This window comes from Serratia sp. KH_031 (assembly GCF_057839655.1).
Map to the genome: position 1 here is coordinate 2,216,199 of NZ_CM174496.1, position 17,851 is coordinate 2,234,049.

Below are 17,851 nucleotides of genomic sequence, written 5' to 3' on the forward strand. Positions count from 1 at the left end.
GTGAAACAAAAAAGGCTACTTCGGTAGCCTTTTTCTTTATCAGTGCCAAATGACCATTTTCCCCGCATCTGCGACACAAAAGCTTTCCCTTCGAGCGCTAACCTCCTAATATCTAACACCAGACGCCAACTATTCCGCCATCAATGGCTGCAGGAAATTATCGCGCTTATGTCGACCAGCCAGACTTTCTCCTTACTGCTGCAAAATCAGCGTCATCGTGACAAACGTCATCTGACTTTATTGACGCTGGGCGTCGCTGTTGCCTTTGTGTTTAGTCTGAGCGCAGGTGATATCTGGATCTGGCCTTCGCAATGGTTGAGTGATTCTGCGCAACTGTTTGTTTGGCAACTGCGCTTGCCGCGCGCGTTGGCAGTGATGTTGGTAGGGGCCAGCTTGGCGGTAGCGGGCGCGGTGATGCAGGCGTTATTTGAAAACCCGCTGGCGGAGCCGGGACTACTTGGCGTTGCTAATGGCGCTGGCGTAGCGCTGGTGCTGACGGTGTTACTCGGGCATGGTTTGTTACCCGTCGCGTTGATGAGTTTGAGCGCCATACTCGGCGCATTATTGATGACTTTTTTGTTGCTGACATTTGCCCGCCGTCGGCGATTGACCAATGCACGCCTGCTGTTGGTGGGGGTAGCGTTAGGGATTGTTTGCTCCGCTATTATGACGTGGGCGGTGTATTTCAGTACCAGTTTGGACCTACGCCAGTTGATGTATTGGATGATGGGCGGTTTCGGCGGCGTCGATTGGCGACAAAAGTGGTTGATTCTGGCGTTATCGCCCGTGTTGTTGTGGCTATGCCTACAAGGCAAAGCATTAAACTTTATGACGTTGGGGGAAGTACAGGCGCGTCAGCTCGGGCTTTCTCTACATGTTTGGCGCAATTTACTGGTGATGGCAATTGGTTGGTTAGTGGGCGTCAGTGTGGCGCTGGCTGGGGTGATTGGCTTTGTTGGCTTGGTGATCCCGCATATGCTGCGTTTAAGTGGCTTAACTAATCAACGTTATCTATTGCCGGGTTGTGCGCTAGCGGGGGCAGGTGTATTGCTGGTGGCTGATGTGATCGCTCGTGTCGCCTTGCTAGCGGCCGAATTACCGATCGGCGTCGTCACCGCAACACTGGGCGCACCGCTGTTTATCTGGTTACTGACGAGAGTAAAGAACCTAAGATAGTTTCACCTGACGAATCATAAGGATAAATATAATGACTTCAGTAATTTATAACATCCCAGTGCAAACCATCGAAAACAAACCCACCACATTGGAGAACTACCAAGGCAAGGTGTTATTGGTGGTCAACGTGGCGTCGGAATGCGGGTTGACTAAACAGTATGAAGGTTTGGAAAACCTGTATGAAACCTATAAGTCTCAAGGCTTGGAAGTGTTAGGTTTCCCATGCAATCAGTTCTTGGGGCAAGAACCGGGCAGCAATGAAGAGATTCAATCATTCTGCCGCGGTACCTTTGGTGTGCAATTCCCACTGTTCAGCAAAATCGAAGTCAACGGGGCTAATCGCCATCCTCTGTATCAGGCTCTGATTAGCGCTAAACCACAGGCGACAGCGCCAAAAGACAGCGAATTTATGGCTCGCCGAATCAGTAAGGATCAAGGGCCAAAACAGGCCGGTGATATTCTGTGGAACTTTGAAAAATTCTTAGTCGGACGTGATGGCTCGATCATTCAACGTTTCTCACCGGACATGACGCCGGAAGACCCTATCATAGTTAATGCCATCAAACAGGCGCTGAAATAATTTCTATGTTGCAACTTGATCAGGTAGGTGTAGCGGGGCGATTGAGCCCGCTTTCGGCTCAAGTTGATGCCGGGTTACAAGTGCATCTTATCGGCCCAAACGGCGCGGGTAAAAGTACCTTGTTAGCGCGATTGGCGGGGATTTTACCGGGGGTGGGCGAGGTTAAACTCTCAGGTCAACTGCTGGCGAGCTATTCAGGTGCTGAATTGGCTGCGCGTCGAGCCTATCTGAGTCAGCAGCAACCGCCAGTGGCATTGATGCCGGTATTCCAATATCTATCGCTGCATCAACCGATGGGAGTGAATGAACGAGAGTTGGAAAACACCATTGTGTACCTATGCCAGCGGTTAAAACTAATGGATAAACTGCCACGTATGTTAACGGAACTTTCCGGTGGCGAGTGGCAGCGAGTCAGGCTGACGGCGGTGTTGTTGCAGGTGTGGCCAACGGTCAATCCACATAGCCAGTTGTTGTTACTGGATGAACCGACCAATAGCTTGGATGTGGCGCAAAAAGTGGCGTTGGATCGGTTATTACGTGAGTTTTGTCAGAGTGGGCGCAGTGCCTTGGTTTGTGCTCACGATCTCAACCATACCTTGCAGCAGGCCGATCGGGTTTGGTTGTTGCATTGTGGCCGATTAGTCGCGCAAGGTGCGACCCAAAAAGTGATGGAGCCACAGTTGCTTTCACAAATTTATGATGTTGATTTTCATTTGCAGGCGGTGGGTGAGCAACGCTGGATTATGACTAAGACAGCATAAAAAATAGACTATCTGCTAACTCATAATAAAAATAGCCACTTAATTATTCAGTGGCTATTTTTATTATTATTTCTAATACATGGTATTACTTTTTTATGAAACTGTGATGAATAATTGAAAATAAGTTCAAAATAATGAGTAACTAATTATTTTAATATCAAATTTCCAGAAATTCACTATGACTTAACCTACTGATTTAATGAATATATTACCAAGGTGGATTGTATTTTATTGTCATCTTAAGGTTTGGTTAAGTTTAGGGTCGTACATTGGTTGCATCATTTGTCGGATACAATTCAACAAGCGTTTAATATCCGTTAAATAAAAGAGATTTACAGTAGGTTAAAGAAATTCAATGCATTTGGGGTTAACAATGGATCAATTCTTGCCTTTTTCTCGTCCGGCGATTGGCGACGAGGAAGTTGCTGCAGTAGAGAAAGTGTTACGTTCCGGTTGGATCACTACCGGGCCACAAAACCAACAATTAGAAAGTGATTTCTGTAATACCTTCGGTTGTAAACATGCTATCGCGCTGTGCTCGGCCACGGCAGGGATGCATCTTACCCTGATGGCTATAGGCATTGGTGAGGGCGATGAAGTGATCACACCTTCACAAACTTGGGTTTCTACCCTCAACATGATTGAACTGCTTGGCGCGACGCCAGTGATGATCGATGTTGACCGCGATACTTTGATGGTCAACGCCGCCGCCGTTGAAGCGGCAATCACCCCACGAACCAAAGCCATCATCCCGGTGCATTATGCGGGTGCACCCTTGCCGTTAGATGAACTGCGAGCTGTTGCGCAGCGTCACCAAATTCCGTTGATCGAAGATGCCGCCCATGCGGTGGGTACGCGTTACAAAGGCGAATGGGTTGGCTCGCGTGGCACGGCAATCTTTTCTTTCCATGCGATTAAAAATCTTACCTGTGCTGAAGGCGGATTAGTGGCTACCGACGATGATGCGTTGGCCGATCGTCTGCGTTGTTTGAAATTCCATGGTTTGGCCGTTGATGCTTTCGATCGTCAACAACTGGGGCGTAAGCCGCAGGCGGAAGTGGTAGAGCCGGGCTACAAGTACAACCTGTCAGATATTCATGCGGCGATCGCTGTCGTGCAACTGTCGCGTTTACCGCAGTTGAATGTGCGCCGCCAAGCGCTGGCTGCACGCTATGCCGCGGCACTAGAAGGCTCCGCATTCTTACCTCTCAGCGTGCCGGATTACCCGCACGATCATTCATGGCATCTGTTTATGATTCGCGTGGATGAAGAACGCTGTGGCCTGAGCCGCGACCAACTGATGGAGCGGTTGAAAGAAGTCGGTATTGGCACGGGTTTGCACTTCCGTGCGGCGCATACGCAAAAGTTCTACCGCGAACGTTACCCACAACTGTCATTACCGAATAGCGAGTGGAATACCGCTCGGTTATGCAGCTTGCCGTTATTCCCTGATATGACCGATCAAGATGTCGATCGCGTCGTTGCTGCTTTATTTTCTCTAGTGGAGTCGTCCCGTGTCGCAGGTTGAACCTATCAAAAAAGTTTCGGTGGTGATCCCGGTCTATAACGAGCAGGAGAGTCTACCCGCGTTGATCGAACGGACTACCGCAGCTTGCCAACAGTTATCTCAACCTTATGAAATTATTCTGGTTGATGACGGCAGTAGTGATGAGTCAGGTGACATGCTGACTGCCGCCGCAGAGCAACCGGGCAGTTGTATCGTCGCTGTTTTGCTGAACCGTAACTATGGACAACATTCGGCAATCATGGCGGGTTTTAACCAAGTGAGTGGCGATCTGGTGATCACACTGGATGCTGATTTGCAAAACCCACCGGAAGAGATCCCTCGTTTAGTGAGTGTTGCCGAACAGGGGTATGACGTGGTCGGCACGGTTCGTGCCAATCGTCAGGACTCTTGGTTCCGCAAAAGTGCTTCGCGCATGATTAACATGATGATTCAACGCGCCACCGGCAAATCGATGGGCGACTACGGCTGTATGTTGCGTGCCTATCGCCGTCACATTGTTGAGGCGATGTTACATTGTCACGAACGTAGCACCTTTATCCCTATCTTGGCGAATACCTTCGCCCGTCGTACCACCGAGATTGAAGTCAAGCACGCTGAACGTGAGTTTGGTGATTCTAAATACAGCCTGATGAAGCTGATTAATCTGATGTACGACCTGATCACTTGCCTGACTACCACACCGCTGCGTTTACTCAGCGTAGTGGGCAGCGTTGTCGCGTTATCGGGATTTGTATTGGCGGTATTGCTGATCGCCATGCGTTTGATTTTCGGTTCTGAATGGGGCGCGGATGGGGTATTCACCCTGTTTGCGGTGCTGTTCACCTTTATCGGCGCGCAGTTTGTTGGCATGGGCTTATTAGGCGAGTACATCGGACGCATCTATAACGATGTGCGTGCTCGTCCGAGGTATTTTGTTCAAAAAGTGGTCGGCAAACAGCCGGGCAATGATTCACAGGAAGAAGAATGATGAAAGCTATTGTATTTGCTTACCATGATATTGGTTGTGCCGGTCTGAAAGCCCTGACTGCCGCAGGTTATGATATTCAAGCGGTATTTACCCATAACGACGATCCGGGTGAGAACAACTTTTTCTGCTCAGTAGCTCGTACTGGTGCAGAGTTGGATTTACCGGTTTTCGCGCCGGATGATGTTAACCATCCTTTGTGGGTGGAACGTATTCGCAAACTGCAGCCGGATGTGATTTTCTCCTTCTATTATCGCAATTTGTTGAGCGAAGAGATTTTGTCTCTGGCTCCGCTAGGTGGTTTTAACCTGCATGGTTCGTTGTTGCCACATTACCGTGGTCGTGCCCCGGTCAACTGGGCGCTGGTGAATGGTGAAACAGAAACCGGTGTGACGCTGCATAAAATGGTGCAACGTGCGGATGCAGGTGACATCGTCGGCCAGCGTAAAGTGGCGATTGCCGACAGTGATACCGCGCTAACGCTGCATAAAAAAGTGTTGGAAGAAGCGCAGGCATTGCTGAAAGATCAGTTACCTAAGCTGAAAAATGGTAGCGCAACCTTCACACCACAAAATGAAGCACAAGCCAGCTATTTTGGCCGCCGTACCGCAGCTGATGGCGAAATTCATTGGCATAAGCCAGCGAAAACCATCAACAATTTGGTCCGCGCAGTGACCGAACCTTATCCTGGGGCATTCAGCTACTTGGGACAGCGCAAACTGACCATTTGGCGTTCGCGGGTGTTGAATACTCAACATGACAAACAACCAGGCACCGTACTGAGTACCGAACCGTTGGTCATCGCCTGTGGCGAAGGTGCATTGGAAGTGGTTGCTGGTCAGAGCGAGTCTGGGCTGTTTGTGCAGGGTAATCGTTTAGCGCAAGAGATGGGCATCGTCACTGATGTGCGCCTGGCCGCGAAACCGAACTTGGTGTTGCAACGTAAAACCCGCGTGTTGATCTTGGGCGTGAATGGTTTCATCGGCAACCATTTGACCGAGCGTTTGTTGCGAGAAGGTCGCTATGAAATCTATGGGTTGGATATCGGCTCTGACGCGATCAGCCGTTTTATTGGCAACCCGAACTTCCACTTTGTTGAAGGGGATATCAGCATCCACTCCGAGTGGATCGAATATCACATCAAAAAATGTGACGTGGTCTTGCCGTTGGTGGCGATAGCGACGCCGATCGAATATACCCGTAATCCGCTGCGCGTATTCGAGTTGGATTTCGAAGAAAACCTGAAAATCGTCCGTGACTGCGTGAAATACAACAAACGCATCATCTTCCCGTCCACCTCCGAGGTGTACGGCATGTGCGATGACAAACAGTTCGACGAAGATAGTTCGCGTCTCATCGTTGGGCCCATCAACAAGCAACGTTGGATTTACTCGGTTTCCAAGCAGTTACTGGACCGGGTGATTTGGGCTTACGGGGCGAAAGAAAGTCTGAAATTTACCCTGTTCCGTCCGTTCAACTGGATGGGGCCACGTTTGGATAACCTAGACGCCGCACGTATTGGTTCTTCCCGCGCCATCACGCAATTGATCCTTAACTTGGTGGAAGGTTCACCAATCCAATTGGTCGACGGCGGGGCGCAAAAACGCTGCTTCACCGACATTAACGACGGCATCGAAGCGTTGTTCCGCATTATCGAAAACCGCGATGGTCTGTGTGATGGGCAAATCGTCAACATCGGTAACCCGACCAACGAAGCGAGTATTCGTGAACTGGCGGAAATGTTGCTGGCGAGCTTCAACCAGCATCCGCTGCGCGATCGTTTCCCACCGTTTGCCGGTTTCAAAGACATTGAAAGCAGCAGCTATTACGGCAAAGGCTATCAAGACGTGGAACACCGCACCCCGAGCATCAAAAATGCCCGTCGTTTGCTGGAGTGGCAGCCGACTATCGCCATGCAGCAGACGGTCGCCGAAACGTTGGATTACTTCCTGCGTACCACCGCTCAGGCGGGACAGGATGCATGAAAAAAGTCGGTCTACGTGTAGACGTTGATACCTTCAGTGGCACCCGTGAGGGGGTGCCGCGCTTACTGGAATTGTTCGATCAGTATCAAATTCAGGCTAGCTTCTTCTTCAGTGTCGGCCCGGACAACATGGGGCGCCACTTGTGGCGCCTGCTGCGCCCACAATTTTTGTGGAAAATGTTGCGCTCGAATGCTGCCGCTTTATACGGTTGGGATATTTTGTTGGCGGGCACCGCTTGGCCGGGACGTCAGATCGCCCGTTCGTTAGGTTCGTTGATGAAGCAAACCGCATCCGCTGGGCATGAGGTCGGATTGCACGCTTGGGACCATCAAGGCTGGCAGGCGAAAGTCGGGCGCTGGAGCGAAGCGGAGTTAACGAGGCAAATTCAGCTCGGCGTTGATGCATTAGTCGCCAGTACCGGGCAAATAGTGAAATGCTCTGCTGTCGCGGGCTGGCGTGCCGATCAACGGGTGTTGGAGGTCAAGCAACGCTTCGGTTTTCATTACAACAGCGATTGCCGTGGTAGCCATCCGTTTCGTCCGTTGTTGAATGATGGGCGGCTCGGCTCAGTGCAAATCCCGGTGACGTTGCCGACTTTTGACGAAGTGATCGGCAGTGAAACCAACATGGCTGATTTCAACGACTACATCCTGAATGCGATAGAAAACGATCAGGGTGTGCCGGTGTACACCATCCACAGTGAAGTGGAAGGGATGTCACAGTCCGCGATGTTCGAACAATTACTGCAACGGGCGCAGCAACAGGGCATCGAGTTTTGCCCATTGAGCGCCTTGCTGCCAAAAGATCTCTCCTCGATACCGCTAGGGCGTATTGAGCGCGCGTCGTTTCCGGGCCGTGAAGGCTGGTTGGGCTGCCAAACTGATGTGAAGGATGCTGGATGAAGGCACTAAAAGGAACATGGGCAATTCTGTTGACGGTTTTTTTTGCTCTCGTTTATCTCATTCCACTCAACGGTCGCCTGTTATGGCAGCCAGATGAAACCCGATACGCTGAAATCAGCCGTGAAATGTTACAACGCGGCGATTGGTTGGTGCCAAATCTATTAGGTTTGCGTTATTTCGAAAAACCCGTAGCCGGATATTGGATCAACAATATTAGCCAATGGCTGTTTGGTGATTCCAATTTTGCCGTGCGTTTTGGTTCGGCATTTAGCACTGGCATGACGGCGCTATTGGTGTTCGGACTCGCTTGGCTGATGTGGCGAAATGCCCGTCGCGCCAGTTTAGCGGTGCTGATTTTCCTGTCGATGGTGTTGGTATTCAGTATCGGTACCTACAGCGTACTCGATCCGATGATTGCTTTGTGGCTGACGGCGGCGATGGTCAGTTATTACCTGACACTGCACGCGACCAGTGTTAAAGGCAAAATCGGCGGTTATGTTCTGCTCGGTCTGAGCTGTGGTATGGGCTTCATGACCAAGGGTTTCCTTGCGCTAGCCGTGCCGGTCATAGCGGTCATTCCGATCGTTATCCAACAACGTAAAGTCAAAGAGTTACTGATCTACGGGCCAATCGCCATCGTGGTCGCTACGCTGATTAGCTTGCCGTGGGCATTGGCAATCGCCCAGCGCGAGCCGGATTTTTGGAATTATTTCTTCTGGGTGGAACATATTCAGCGTTTTGCTGAAAAAGATGCCCAGCATAAAGCGCCATTCTGGTATTACATACCTATCTTGATGGCTGCGGTATTACCGTGGTTGGCGCTGCTGCCAGGTTCGTTACTAAAAGGTTGGCGTGAACGGGTTCAACGTCCTGAACTGTTCTTCCTGCTCAGTTGGGTAGCGATGCCGCTGATTTTCTTCAGCATCGCCAAAGGTAAATTGCCGACGTATATTTTACCCTGCATGGCACCGCTGGCATTGCTGATGGCGGCCTATGCAGAAGACTGCATCAATACTCTGCGTAACAAAGTCTTTAAAGTGAACGCGGTGCTGAATGGTTTGTTTGGTCTGATTGTCATCATCGCTCTGTTAATCTTGTGGTCTGGGCTGTTGCCGAAGGTGCATCTATTTACTCGGCAGGAATGGCCAAAAATTCTGATTGGCATGGTCGCGTTTGGTGGTTGGCTGTTGTTTGCTGTTGTTTCGGCTCGCCATCAGGGGCAACGATGGATGTGGGCGGCCGCTTGTCCGCTATTATTGGCCTTGCTAGTCGGTTATATGATCCCGCAGCAAGTGATCGACTCCAAACAGCCGCAGAATTTTATTCGTGCCAATATGCCTGCGTTGAGTGATAGCCGTTATGTGTTGAGCGATAGCGTGGGTGTGGCAGCCGGGTTAGCTTGGGAACTAAAGCGTAGTGATGTGCTGATGTATAGCCAAAAAGGTGAAGTCGCTTATGGGCTGAATTACGCCGATTCACGCGATCATTTTGTTAGTGATGCCGATTTCCCTCAGTGGTTGGTTCAGGCGCGTAAGCAGGGCAATGTGTCAGTGGTATTGCAATTGTCACGCGGAGAAAGTGTGGAGAGTCAGAGTTTGCCAGCTGCGGATCATATACAACGGATGAACCGCTTAGCATTGTTCTGGTATAAGCAACAACCATGATCGGCTATCTGCTGGTGGCGGTGGTCAGCTTGCTAACTTGTGCTGGGCAACTGTGTCAGAAACAGGCGGCGGAAAGCTGGCGTTTACCTACCGAAGTACGTTTGCGGCATACGGTACGTTGGTTGGCGCTGGCAGTCATCATGCTGGGCTTGGGGATGGCGGTGTGGTTGAACGTGTTACAGCGTCTACCGCTTAGCCTCGCTTACCCAATGCTAAGTTTCAACTTTGTGTTGGTTACCTTAGCCGCCAATTGGCTATATAAAGAAACCACCACGCCGCGCCATTGGTGCGGTGTGGCGGCGATCATGCTAGGGATCTTGCTGATGAGTCTGAACCCATGAAAGGCTATCTATGGGGCATGGTCAGCGTGCTGTTGGCAACGTTGGCGCAACTGTTGTTGAAATGGGGCATGGTGCAAATCCCTCTGGATTGGCTCGAAGTGCTCAACACGTTACCTTGGTTATCTTTGCTGGCGGTTGCCGGTGGATTGCTGGGCTATGCGCTATCGATGCTGTGTTGGTTCTTCACCTTGCGTTATTTACCGTTAAATCGCGCTTATCCACTGATAAGCATCAGTTATATCCTAGTGTATCTGGCGGCAGTGTTTTTGCCGTGGTTCAACGAATCAGCCACCTTGTTAAAGACCTTGGGGACGCTGTGTATTCTGCTTGGTATTTGGCTGATTAACAGCAAAAACCGCATTAAACCGTAGCCAGTTCAATAATATCCTGCACAAAACTTGCATTTATATTCACGAGAAGGATAAATTAGCGCCAATCCAGTGAAGGGAAATGATGCGAATGCGTATTGGATTCTTATTAGCCATTTTGATCCTTGCCGGGTGTAGCAGCCATGCTCCACCACCGAGTGGTCGCCTGTCGGACTCCATCGTGGTTGTGGCACAGCTCAACGACCAATTACAGCAATGGTACGGCACGCCTTATCGCTACGGCGGAATGGATCGTGGTGGGGTAGACTGCTCCGGCTTTGTCTATCGTACCTTCCGCGATCGCTTCGATATGCAATTACCGCGCTCTACTTCTCAACAAACCGAAATCGGCACCAAAGTTTCACGCGACGAACTGATGCCGGGCGATTTGGTATTCTTCAAAACCGGAGCGGGTGAAAGCGGCCTGCACGTGGGTATCTACGACACCAACGATCAATTTATCCATGCTTCCACTAGCAAAGGTGTGATGCGCTCTTCGCTCAATAACGTCTACTGGCGCAAAGTTTACTGGCAGGCGCGTCGGATCTAAATATCTAGGTCAGTAGGCTGTTAACGCATACTGACCTGTTCTGGTTCCCCGTATAAAAACACCACAGCCTAAAAATCAAACTAAGCACTTTTTCCATCATTCAATGATGAGAATAACGAACGAAATTGATTCGTAATCAAACTTCATCATTAAAATTGGCGTGAATATTCATATTCTAAAGAAACGTTTCAGTTAATTATCGGTCGATAAATAATAAATTGATAGATAAGTCAAATTATTAGCGTGATGAAGTGTCTTAAGTAAAATATTCTTTGAAATGTGATATTGGTCAGATGATTCATCTCAAATTCCAGTTGTTTTTCTTAGGTTTACTGCGAATATATATAGTTTTGAACTATCAATTAAATGATAACTTATTGGTAATTGCATCGATATTTCCGATTAATCTTAGAGAGATTGATCGATAAAAATTATTACTATACGATAAGTTGTTCGCTATTCCGCCTCTGGCATGAAAATGAAAATTCAATTTGAAGCTGACTTTATTAGTAGCTACGTTTTCCAACCCGTCTACTCAATGGAGGGTAGGCTGTTGGCGGTCGAAATGTTCAGCCGTTTTAACAGCCCTAACGGTGATTTGGCCATGCCAGCCGGTATTGGGTTTAATTTATTATCCGCAGAGCAAAAAATAGAGTTATTTAATGAGCAAATAATCCTCGTTGAGCATTATGCTGCTTGGTTTGTTGAGTACGATGTTTTATTGACCATTAATATTGAAGAAACGGTGGTTGATTGGCTGTTGAACGATGATTTTTTGCGTCAACGTCTACAAAAGTTGTTGTTCATTGTTTTAGCTATTGGTGAAAGTTTTCCAAATCTCTCCGCTGGGAAAAACAATGAAAAGCTAAACCGATTAAGCCGCGAGTTTACACTGTGTTTGAACAATCTTGGTTCAGGTAACGCCACGTTGACAGCCTTGTATGACGGTTTGTTTGATTACGTGAAAATCGACAAGCGCTTTTACTGGCAACTATTTACCGAACCGGGTTATGACCGGGTATTCGAATCACTATTAAAAAATATTAATTTACTGTGTAAAGGTGTGATCGTCGGTGGCGTAGAGAAAAAAGAGTATTTTAATAAACTCAATCATGCAGATATTTGGGGGGTTCAAGGTTTTTTATGGCCTGGAGTGAGTGGCGATGGGTTGTTTAATTTACAGGCAACACCCAATGAGTTTAAAAACAATAATTAAAAAACTATTAATATTGAATGTGTAATATGTAACCAACTTAATAATGACTATTTGTTCACTAGAAACCCTTCACCCTATTTTTAGTTGGTGTTAATTGCGTGCGTCAGGCTCTACACTAAACAAAAAGGAGAGCCAGATGCCGCAGTTCGACAACACTTACCATCATCAGTTAGCCGGTTTTTATACTGAGCTGATGCCAACACCATTAAAGGGCGCTCGTCTGCTGTATCACAGTCAGCCGTTGGCGTTGGAACTGGGGTTGGATGAAAGCTGGTTCCAAACAGAAAAATCGCCAATCTGGGCGGGAGAAGAACTATTGCCCGGTATGCAGCCGTTGGCGCAGGTTTATAGCGGCCATCAATTTGGCGTCTGGGCGGGGCAGTTGGGTGATGGGCGCGGTATTTTGTTAGGTGAACAAGTGCTTGCTGATGGCAGCCATCGCGATTGGCATTTGAAAGGGGCTGGACTCACACCGTACTCGCGTATGGGCGATGGTCGTGCGGTGCTGCGCTCAGTGATCCGCGAATTTTTAGCCTCTGAAGCCTTACATCATTTAGGTATTCCTACCACACGTGCGTTGACCATCGTCACCAGTGAGCATCCGGTATTCCGCGAACAACCGGAACGGGGAGCGATGCTGATGCGGGTGGCGGAAAGCCACGTGCGTTTCGGTCACTTTGAGCATTTTTACTATCGTAAACAGCCAGAGCAGGTCAAACAGTTGGCGGATTATGTAATTGCTCGCCATTGGCCGCAATTATTAGGGCAAACCGACCACTATCAATTGTGGTTCACCGACGTTGTCGAGCGTACCGCGCGCCTGTTAGCGCATTGGCAAACCGTGGGGTTCGCGCACGGCGTGATGAACACTGACAATATGTCGATACTGGGCATCACCATTGATTATGGTCCGTATGGTTTCCTCGATGACTATAAACCCGATTACATCTGCAATCATTCCGACCATCAAGGGCGCTACGCCTTCGATAATCAACCGGCAGTGGCTTTCTGGAACCTGCACCGTCTAGCGCAGACGCTGTCAGATTTGATGAGTACGGAACAGTTACAAGAGGCATTAGCGGCTTATGAACCGGCGTTGATGCAGGCTTACGGTGAGCAGATGCGCGCCAAGTTAGGGTTATTTAACCCCACGGCGCAGGATAACGATCTGTTGACCGGGTTATTGAGCATGATGGCGCAAGAAGGGCGCGACTACACTCGCACCTTCCGTCTGTTGAGTGACGTTAGTGTGCAGCAAGAGCGCTCGCCACTACGTGATGAATTTATCGATCGTTTGGCCTTCGATAACTGGTATCAGCAATATCGTCAGCGCCTGTTGCAAGAGTCAGTAAGCGATGCGGAACGTCAGCAAGCGATGAAAGCGGCCAACCCAAAACTGATTTTACGTAATTATCTGGCACAACAAGCGATTGAAGATGCGGAGAAAGGGGATATTGGTAAGTTGACGCGTTTACATCAGGCGTTGTTACAACCGTTCGCTGATGATCCGCAGTACGACGATTTGGCGGCGTTACCGCCTGATTGGGGCAAGCATTTGGAAATTTCGTGTTCGAGCTGAATGTGTAAATTCAGGCGAAGGGGGAATCTTCGCCTGAAATCAAGTTAGCAGATTATTGCGCCTGTTGGCCCTGAATCTCCATGAACTTCTTCTTCTGCTCCGGCGTCAGGCTATTGCTGACCGCAGCATAGTATTTCACGCGGCAAATACTGGCTTGTTTCTTCACCACACCCAGCGCATCAAGTTGCTTGCTCAATACTGGCTCATCGACTTTACCGGTTTTGATCATGTCGCGGATCAGCGTCGGGTCCAGCTTGCTGGCATCAATGTTACGCATACAAATCTGTGCGTCGGCATGTAGCTTGATGATGTTGTCCTGTTGAGCTTTGGTTAATTGCAGCTCTTGCGCTAAACCAGCGGGAGCTGTGGTCTCTGGTAAGGTGTTAGCCATAACGTTGGCAGAGCAAATCAGAGCGGCAGTAGCGATAACCAGAGTTTTCAATTTCATGGGTATTCCTCATTGGACTTAATGTTCTGTTGACCGTTTCAGCATGGCAGCGCGGCCGATAAATCGAAACGAAAAATTAGTCCAAATTTGGATTACCCTGGCTTCAGTCCTGTGCTATTGGCGCAGATAAACTTGGGGTAGTGCCAATTCTGGGTGATATAAAACGCCCAGATCGGCCTGATACCAGCGGGTTAACACCTCAGCTTGCAACACTTCTTGCGGTGAGCCGTCAGCCACCAGATGCCCTTGATGCAGCAACAAAATACGGTCGGCATACAGCGCTGCCAGATTGAGATCGTGCAATACGCAGCAGACCGCCAACGGCTGTTGACGCGTCAATGAACGCAGTAAACGTAACGTATGTTGCTGGTGGTAGAGATCGAGCGCTGACGTGGGTTCATCGAGAAATAACCAGCGTGGAGAAGGTTCCGGTTGCCATAACTGAGCCAACACCCGCGCCAACTGCACTCGCTGTTGTTCACCGCCGGAGAGTTGACGGTAATCACGCTGAGCTAACGTTGTGCAATCGGTTTGCGCCATCACCTGCTGAATGGCTGGTTGTCCATCACGGTGACCGTGTGGCGAACGCCCCATGCTGATCACTTCTTCCACCGTAAAAGGGAAGGCCAGATCGCTATGTTGGCGCATCACGGCGCGGATTTTGGCCAATTGTTGTGGCGGCCACTGATCCAGTGATTGGTCGAGCAGACGACATTCCCCTGCATCGGGTGGTAAATAACCAGTCAGCAGGCGCAGGAGCGTTGATTTACCCGCACCGTTTGGGCCGATAATCGCTACCATCTCACCGCAATCAATATTGAGCGACACGTCATTGATCAACCGCCGTGAGCCGAGATGATAACCTAGGTTTCGTGCCGTTAAGGTTGCTGGATTAGCCACCCATGCGCTCCCGCTGGCGCATCACCAGCCATAAAAAGTAAGGGCCGCCGAGCAGACTGGTCATCAATCCGACCGGCATTTCTGCGGGGGCGACCAAGGTGCGTGCCAAAGTATCGCTCACCAACAACAAGCAGGCACCGCCCAGCGCCGAGCAGGGCAACAACCAACGGTGATCGCCGCCCAAACGCATCCGTACCAAGTGAGGTACCACGAGGCCGATAAAACCGATGACACCGCTCATCGCGACGGCCGCGCCAATCAGCAGAGCGCTGAGTAACAGCAATTGCAGCTTGGTACGCTGTATGTTGACGCCAAGATAGTGCGCCTCTTCATCACCGAGTTGCAGTAGATTGAGACGACGCGCTTGTAACAGCGTCAACGCCACAGTGGGTAGGATGAGCGAAGCGCTGACCAACAGCGTCGGCCACTGCGATTGACTCAGGCTGCCCATCATCCACAACGAAAACTGACGCAGTTGTTGATCGCTACTTAAATACGACAACACGCCGATCGCCGCCATACACAGGGCATTAATGGCGATGCCTGCCAACAGTAAGCGCGACAAACTACCATGTCCGCTACGACTGATGCCGTAAATCAACACAGAAACTAACAGGCTACCGATAAACGCCGCCAGCATATGTCCGTACAACGCGATCACTGGCGGCAGGGCGATAGGCATCACAATCAATAACGCGACGGATAACGCGCCGCCACTGCTGATCCCCAACAAACTGGGATCGGCCAGCGGATTGCGGAACAACCCTTGCATCACCGCACCCGACACCGCCAGCGCACAGCCAATCACCACCGCCAGTAACACGCGGGGCAGGCGGATATTGAGCCAGATATGCCAACTGGCATCGCTAAACGGTTCCACCCACAGGGTACGAAATGAAAGTGTTAATGCCCCCATATTGGCCGCAACTAGCGCTGATAATGTGAGGAAAATCAGCAAACTACCGATCGCTAAACGGGGTGAGGTACGGCAACGCATCACTTTTGTTCCGCCGCTTTGCGCAGTTTTTGCAGTGCTACTGGCGTGTCCAGACCAAAGCCCAGCAACGCCATATCATCGACGATCAGCACTTTGCGATTTTTACCCGCCGGTGTCAGCGCGACGCCCGGCAACGTCCACAATTGCTTCAAACCGCCCAGCGACTGTATGCCTGCCGTGGTGACCAACAACATATCTGGTGCACTGGCGATCACGCCTTCTTGTGACAGCGGACGGTAACGCTCAAATCCCTGCATGGCATTTTGTAGCCCGGCGGCACGGATGATGGCATCAGCGGCGGTTTTCTGCCCGGCGGCCATCGGCGTGATCCCGCCGTGACTCATCACAAACAGCACTTTGACTGGCAGCGGGCTGTTAGGCACTGTTGCCAGTTGCTGTCGGTAACGATCGGCCAATTGCTTGCCGTTACTGGCACGGTTGACGGCAGCAGCGATCACGCTGATTTTCCCCGGCACGGCTTGCACCTGGGTATCTCCCGGCACACGTACCACTTTCACGCCGCTGTCTTCTATCTGCTTCAACACCAGCGAAGGTTCTGCCAGTTCACTGGTGAGTACCAGCGTCGGTTTCAGCGCTAAAATACCTTCGGCATTGAGTTGGCGCATATAGCCGACATCCGGCAGTTTTTGCACTTCTTTCGGTAGCAGGCTGGTGCTATCGCGTGCGACCACTTCATTGCCCACGCCCAGTGCGAAGGCAATTTCGGTGACGTCACCGCCTATCGAAACAATACGTTCAGCCGCCGCAGCGGTGAACGGGAGCGCTAACGCGATGCACAACGCCAGGCGGCGGGTTAATGAAGGTTTCATGCGGCAATATCCTTAGGTGCAAGGGCGGCAATCTGCTCACGCCATTGGGTCTGTTCGGGATGTCCTTCGGTACGCTGACCATAAAGCTGGGCGATTTGCGTGCCGTCGGCAGCGAACAGTTCCAAGCTGGTGACGATGCCGTCCTTGGTCGGTTTACGGGTGATCCAGCTCTCCACAATATCCCCTTCGATCAGATGCAGGGTGAAAGTGCGGTTGAACACGTTGATCCAGCCGTCTTGCGGCATCAGGCGTTCGACCTGCCCGGTGAAAATTTGCACGCAACCACGGTTACCAACAAATATCATTATCTCGTTCTGCAATTCGTGAGCGGCATTGAGGATCTGCGACAGCGCACTGTTATCCACCAGATAGGCCAGATCGTCACCAACGGCGCGGAACGCTTGCTGACGAGTCAACTCGTTGCGTTTTAGCAGTTGGAAGAATTGATGAACGTCGGTCATCGCACGCCATTCTGCATCGATTTTGCTGCCATCAGGCGTCGTAGTGCCGGTTATGATCGCCGCCGATTGTAGCGCTAATGCGGGATTTTCCGCGCTGACGTGACGCTCAACCAGTGCCATCCACTTGTCGAGATGTGTTTCGTCGGTGGTGTACACTTTGTGCACCGCATCACCTTGATGATCAAAGAACTGAATACTGTGGCGTACACCGCGTTTATTGGTCTCGCTCAGCGCGAAGACGCTATCCCACTGGTGTAAAAATAAGCGTAGATCCAGCTCACGCGGATTAAGCACCAACCCGGCGTGGCCGCTCAGATGCTGGTTCTGATAGCGCCCAACTTGCTCATGCACCGCATGAGTGTTGCGGGTGATAGATTTAGTCACGCCAACTTGCTCCAACTCGCCGAGCAAAGTACGGGCATCGGCCTTCAGGCGGTGGGCGTCGTTGCCCACGCGCGCATGAGTCAGCTCTGCTTCGCTAACGCAGAGAATTCCGGCTAGATCACGTGCATATTTTCCTGGGTTATCGGTTTTGGCTTGCTCATAACGCTGATATAAATCGGTGTTCATCAATTTCTCTCCTATTATTTTAGTATTCAAA

The 17,851-nt window shown here is 50.4% G+C and carries 18 protein-coding genes; 13 read left to right on the top strand and 5 right to left on the bottom strand.

From position 1 onward, the window contains the following. Window positions 1-168: 168 nt before the first annotated feature. From btuC to AC3ISQ_RS10010, 13 genes are all read left to right on the top strand, one after another. A complete protein-coding gene (gene btuC / locus AC3ISQ_RS09950) occupies window positions 169-1,176 on the top strand; it encodes a vitamin B12 ABC transporter permease BtuC (protein ID WP_489352776.1) in 1,008 nt (335 codons plus the stop codon). Between the two features lie 31 nt (window positions 1,177-1,207). Then, window positions 1,208-1,756, top strand: a complete 549-nt coding sequence (locus tag AC3ISQ_RS09955) for a glutathione peroxidase (protein ID WP_489352778.1) — start codon at window positions 1,208-1,210, stop codon at window positions 1,754-1,756. A 5-nt stretch (window positions 1,757-1,761) separates the two neighbouring features. Further along, window positions 1,762-2,517 carry a vitamin B12 ABC transporter ATP-binding protein BtuD gene (gene btuD, locus AC3ISQ_RS09960; protein ID WP_489352779.1) on the top strand — a complete coding sequence of 252 codons (756 nt, stop codon included), beginning with the start codon at window positions 1,762-1,764 and terminating at the stop codon, window positions 2,515-2,517. Window positions 2,518-2,890: 373 nt separating this feature from the next. Beyond that, window positions 2,891-4,045: a UDP-4-amino-4-deoxy-L-arabinose aminotransferase gene (gene arnB / locus AC3ISQ_RS09965; protein ID WP_489352781.1), complete on the top strand. Its 1,155-nt coding sequence runs from the start codon at window positions 2,891-2,893 to the stop codon at window positions 4,043-4,045. Beyond that, a complete protein-coding gene (gene arnC, locus AC3ISQ_RS09970) occupies window positions 4,032-5,012 on the top strand; it encodes an undecaprenyl-phosphate 4-deoxy-4-formamido-L-arabinose transferase (protein WP_489352783.1) in 981 nt (326 codons plus the stop codon). The genes arnB and arnC overlap by 14 nt, the downstream gene beginning before the upstream one ends. Further along, entirely contained in the window at window positions 5,012-6,994 is a 1,983-nt protein-coding gene (gene arnA, locus AC3ISQ_RS09975) for a bifunctional UDP-4-amino-4-deoxy-L-arabinose formyltransferase/UDP-glucuronic acid oxidase ArnA (protein WP_489353217.1), read from the top strand. Before arnC ends, arnA begins: the two co-directional genes overlap by 1 nt. Continuing rightward, window positions 6,991-7,896 carry a 4-deoxy-4-formamido-L-arabinose-phosphoundecaprenol deformylase gene (arnD, locus tag AC3ISQ_RS09980; RefSeq protein WP_489352785.1) on the top strand — a complete coding sequence of 302 codons (906 nt, stop codon included), beginning with the start codon at window positions 6,991-6,993 and terminating at the stop codon, window positions 7,894-7,896. The genes arnA and arnD overlap by 4 nt, the downstream gene beginning before the upstream one ends. Continuing rightward, window positions 7,893-9,560 carry a lipid IV(A) 4-amino-4-deoxy-L-arabinosyltransferase gene (gene arnT, locus AC3ISQ_RS09985; RefSeq protein WP_489352787.1) on the top strand — a complete coding sequence of 556 codons (1,668 nt, stop codon included), beginning with the start codon at window positions 7,893-7,895 and terminating at the stop codon, window positions 9,558-9,560. The genes arnD and arnT overlap by 4 nt, the downstream gene beginning before the upstream one ends. Beyond that, the gene (gene arnE, locus AC3ISQ_RS09990) at window positions 9,557-9,901 is read left to right on the top strand and encodes a 4-amino-4-deoxy-L-arabinose-phosphoundecaprenol flippase subunit ArnE (protein WP_489352789.1); all 345 of its coding nucleotides are present in this window, start codon (window positions 9,557-9,559) and stop codon (window positions 9,899-9,901) included. Before arnT ends, arnE begins: the two co-directional genes overlap by 4 nt. Then, on the top strand, window positions 9,898-10,272 hold the full coding sequence (arnF, locus tag AC3ISQ_RS09995; protein WP_489352790.1) for a 4-amino-4-deoxy-L-arabinose-phosphoundecaprenol flippase subunit ArnF: 375 nt from the start codon (window positions 9,898-9,900) through the stop codon (window positions 10,270-10,272). Before arnE ends, arnF begins: the two co-directional genes overlap by 4 nt. Before the next feature lie 88 nt (window positions 10,273-10,360). Continuing rightward, complete coding sequence (locus AC3ISQ_RS10000) at window positions 10,361-10,819, top strand: NlpC/P60 family protein (RefSeq protein ID WP_489352792.1); 459 nt, start codon at window positions 10,361-10,363, stop codon at window positions 10,817-10,819. 478 nt (window positions 10,820-11,297) lie between these two features. After that, complete coding sequence (locus AC3ISQ_RS10005) at window positions 11,298-12,035, top strand: EAL domain-containing protein (protein WP_489352794.1); 738 nt, start codon at window positions 11,298-11,300, stop codon at window positions 12,033-12,035. 136 nt (window positions 12,036-12,171) lie between these two features. Continuing rightward, a complete protein-coding gene (locus AC3ISQ_RS10010; RefSeq protein WP_489352796.1) occupies window positions 12,172-13,614 on the top strand; it encodes a protein adenylyltransferase SelO in 1,443 nt (480 codons plus the stop codon). A gap of 52 nt (window positions 13,615-13,666) precedes the next feature. Here AC3ISQ_RS10010 and AC3ISQ_RS10015 read toward each other — a convergent pair whose 3' ends face one another. From AC3ISQ_RS10015 to AC3ISQ_RS10035, 5 genes are all read right to left on the bottom strand, one after another. Next, window positions 13,667-14,062, bottom strand: a complete 396-nt coding sequence (locus tag AC3ISQ_RS10015; protein WP_489352797.1) for a Spy/CpxP family protein refolding chaperone — start codon at window positions 14,060-14,062, stop codon at window positions 13,667-13,669. Between the two features lie 114 nt (window positions 14,063-14,176). Further along, window positions 14,177-14,962, bottom strand: a complete 786-nt coding sequence (locus AC3ISQ_RS10020; RefSeq protein WP_489352799.1) for a heme ABC transporter ATP-binding protein — start codon at window positions 14,960-14,962, stop codon at window positions 14,177-14,179. After that, window positions 14,955-15,959: a FecCD family ABC transporter permease gene (locus AC3ISQ_RS10025; RefSeq protein ID WP_489352801.1), complete on the bottom strand. Its 1,005-nt coding sequence runs from the start codon at window positions 15,957-15,959 to the stop codon at window positions 14,955-14,957. The genes AC3ISQ_RS10020 and AC3ISQ_RS10025 overlap by 8 nt, the downstream gene beginning before the upstream one ends. Then, window positions 15,959-16,789 carry a heme/hemin ABC transporter substrate-binding protein gene (locus AC3ISQ_RS10030; RefSeq protein ID WP_489352803.1) on the bottom strand — a complete coding sequence of 277 codons (831 nt, stop codon included), beginning with the start codon at window positions 16,787-16,789 and terminating at the stop codon, window positions 15,959-15,961. The genes AC3ISQ_RS10025 and AC3ISQ_RS10030 overlap by 1 nt, the downstream gene beginning before the upstream one ends. Then, window positions 16,786-17,820, bottom strand: a complete 1,035-nt coding sequence (locus tag AC3ISQ_RS10035) for a hemin-degrading factor (RefSeq protein ID WP_489352804.1) — start codon at window positions 17,818-17,820, stop codon at window positions 16,786-16,788. The genes AC3ISQ_RS10030 and AC3ISQ_RS10035 overlap by 4 nt, the downstream gene beginning before the upstream one ends. Window positions 17,821-17,851 lie beyond the last annotated feature (31 nt).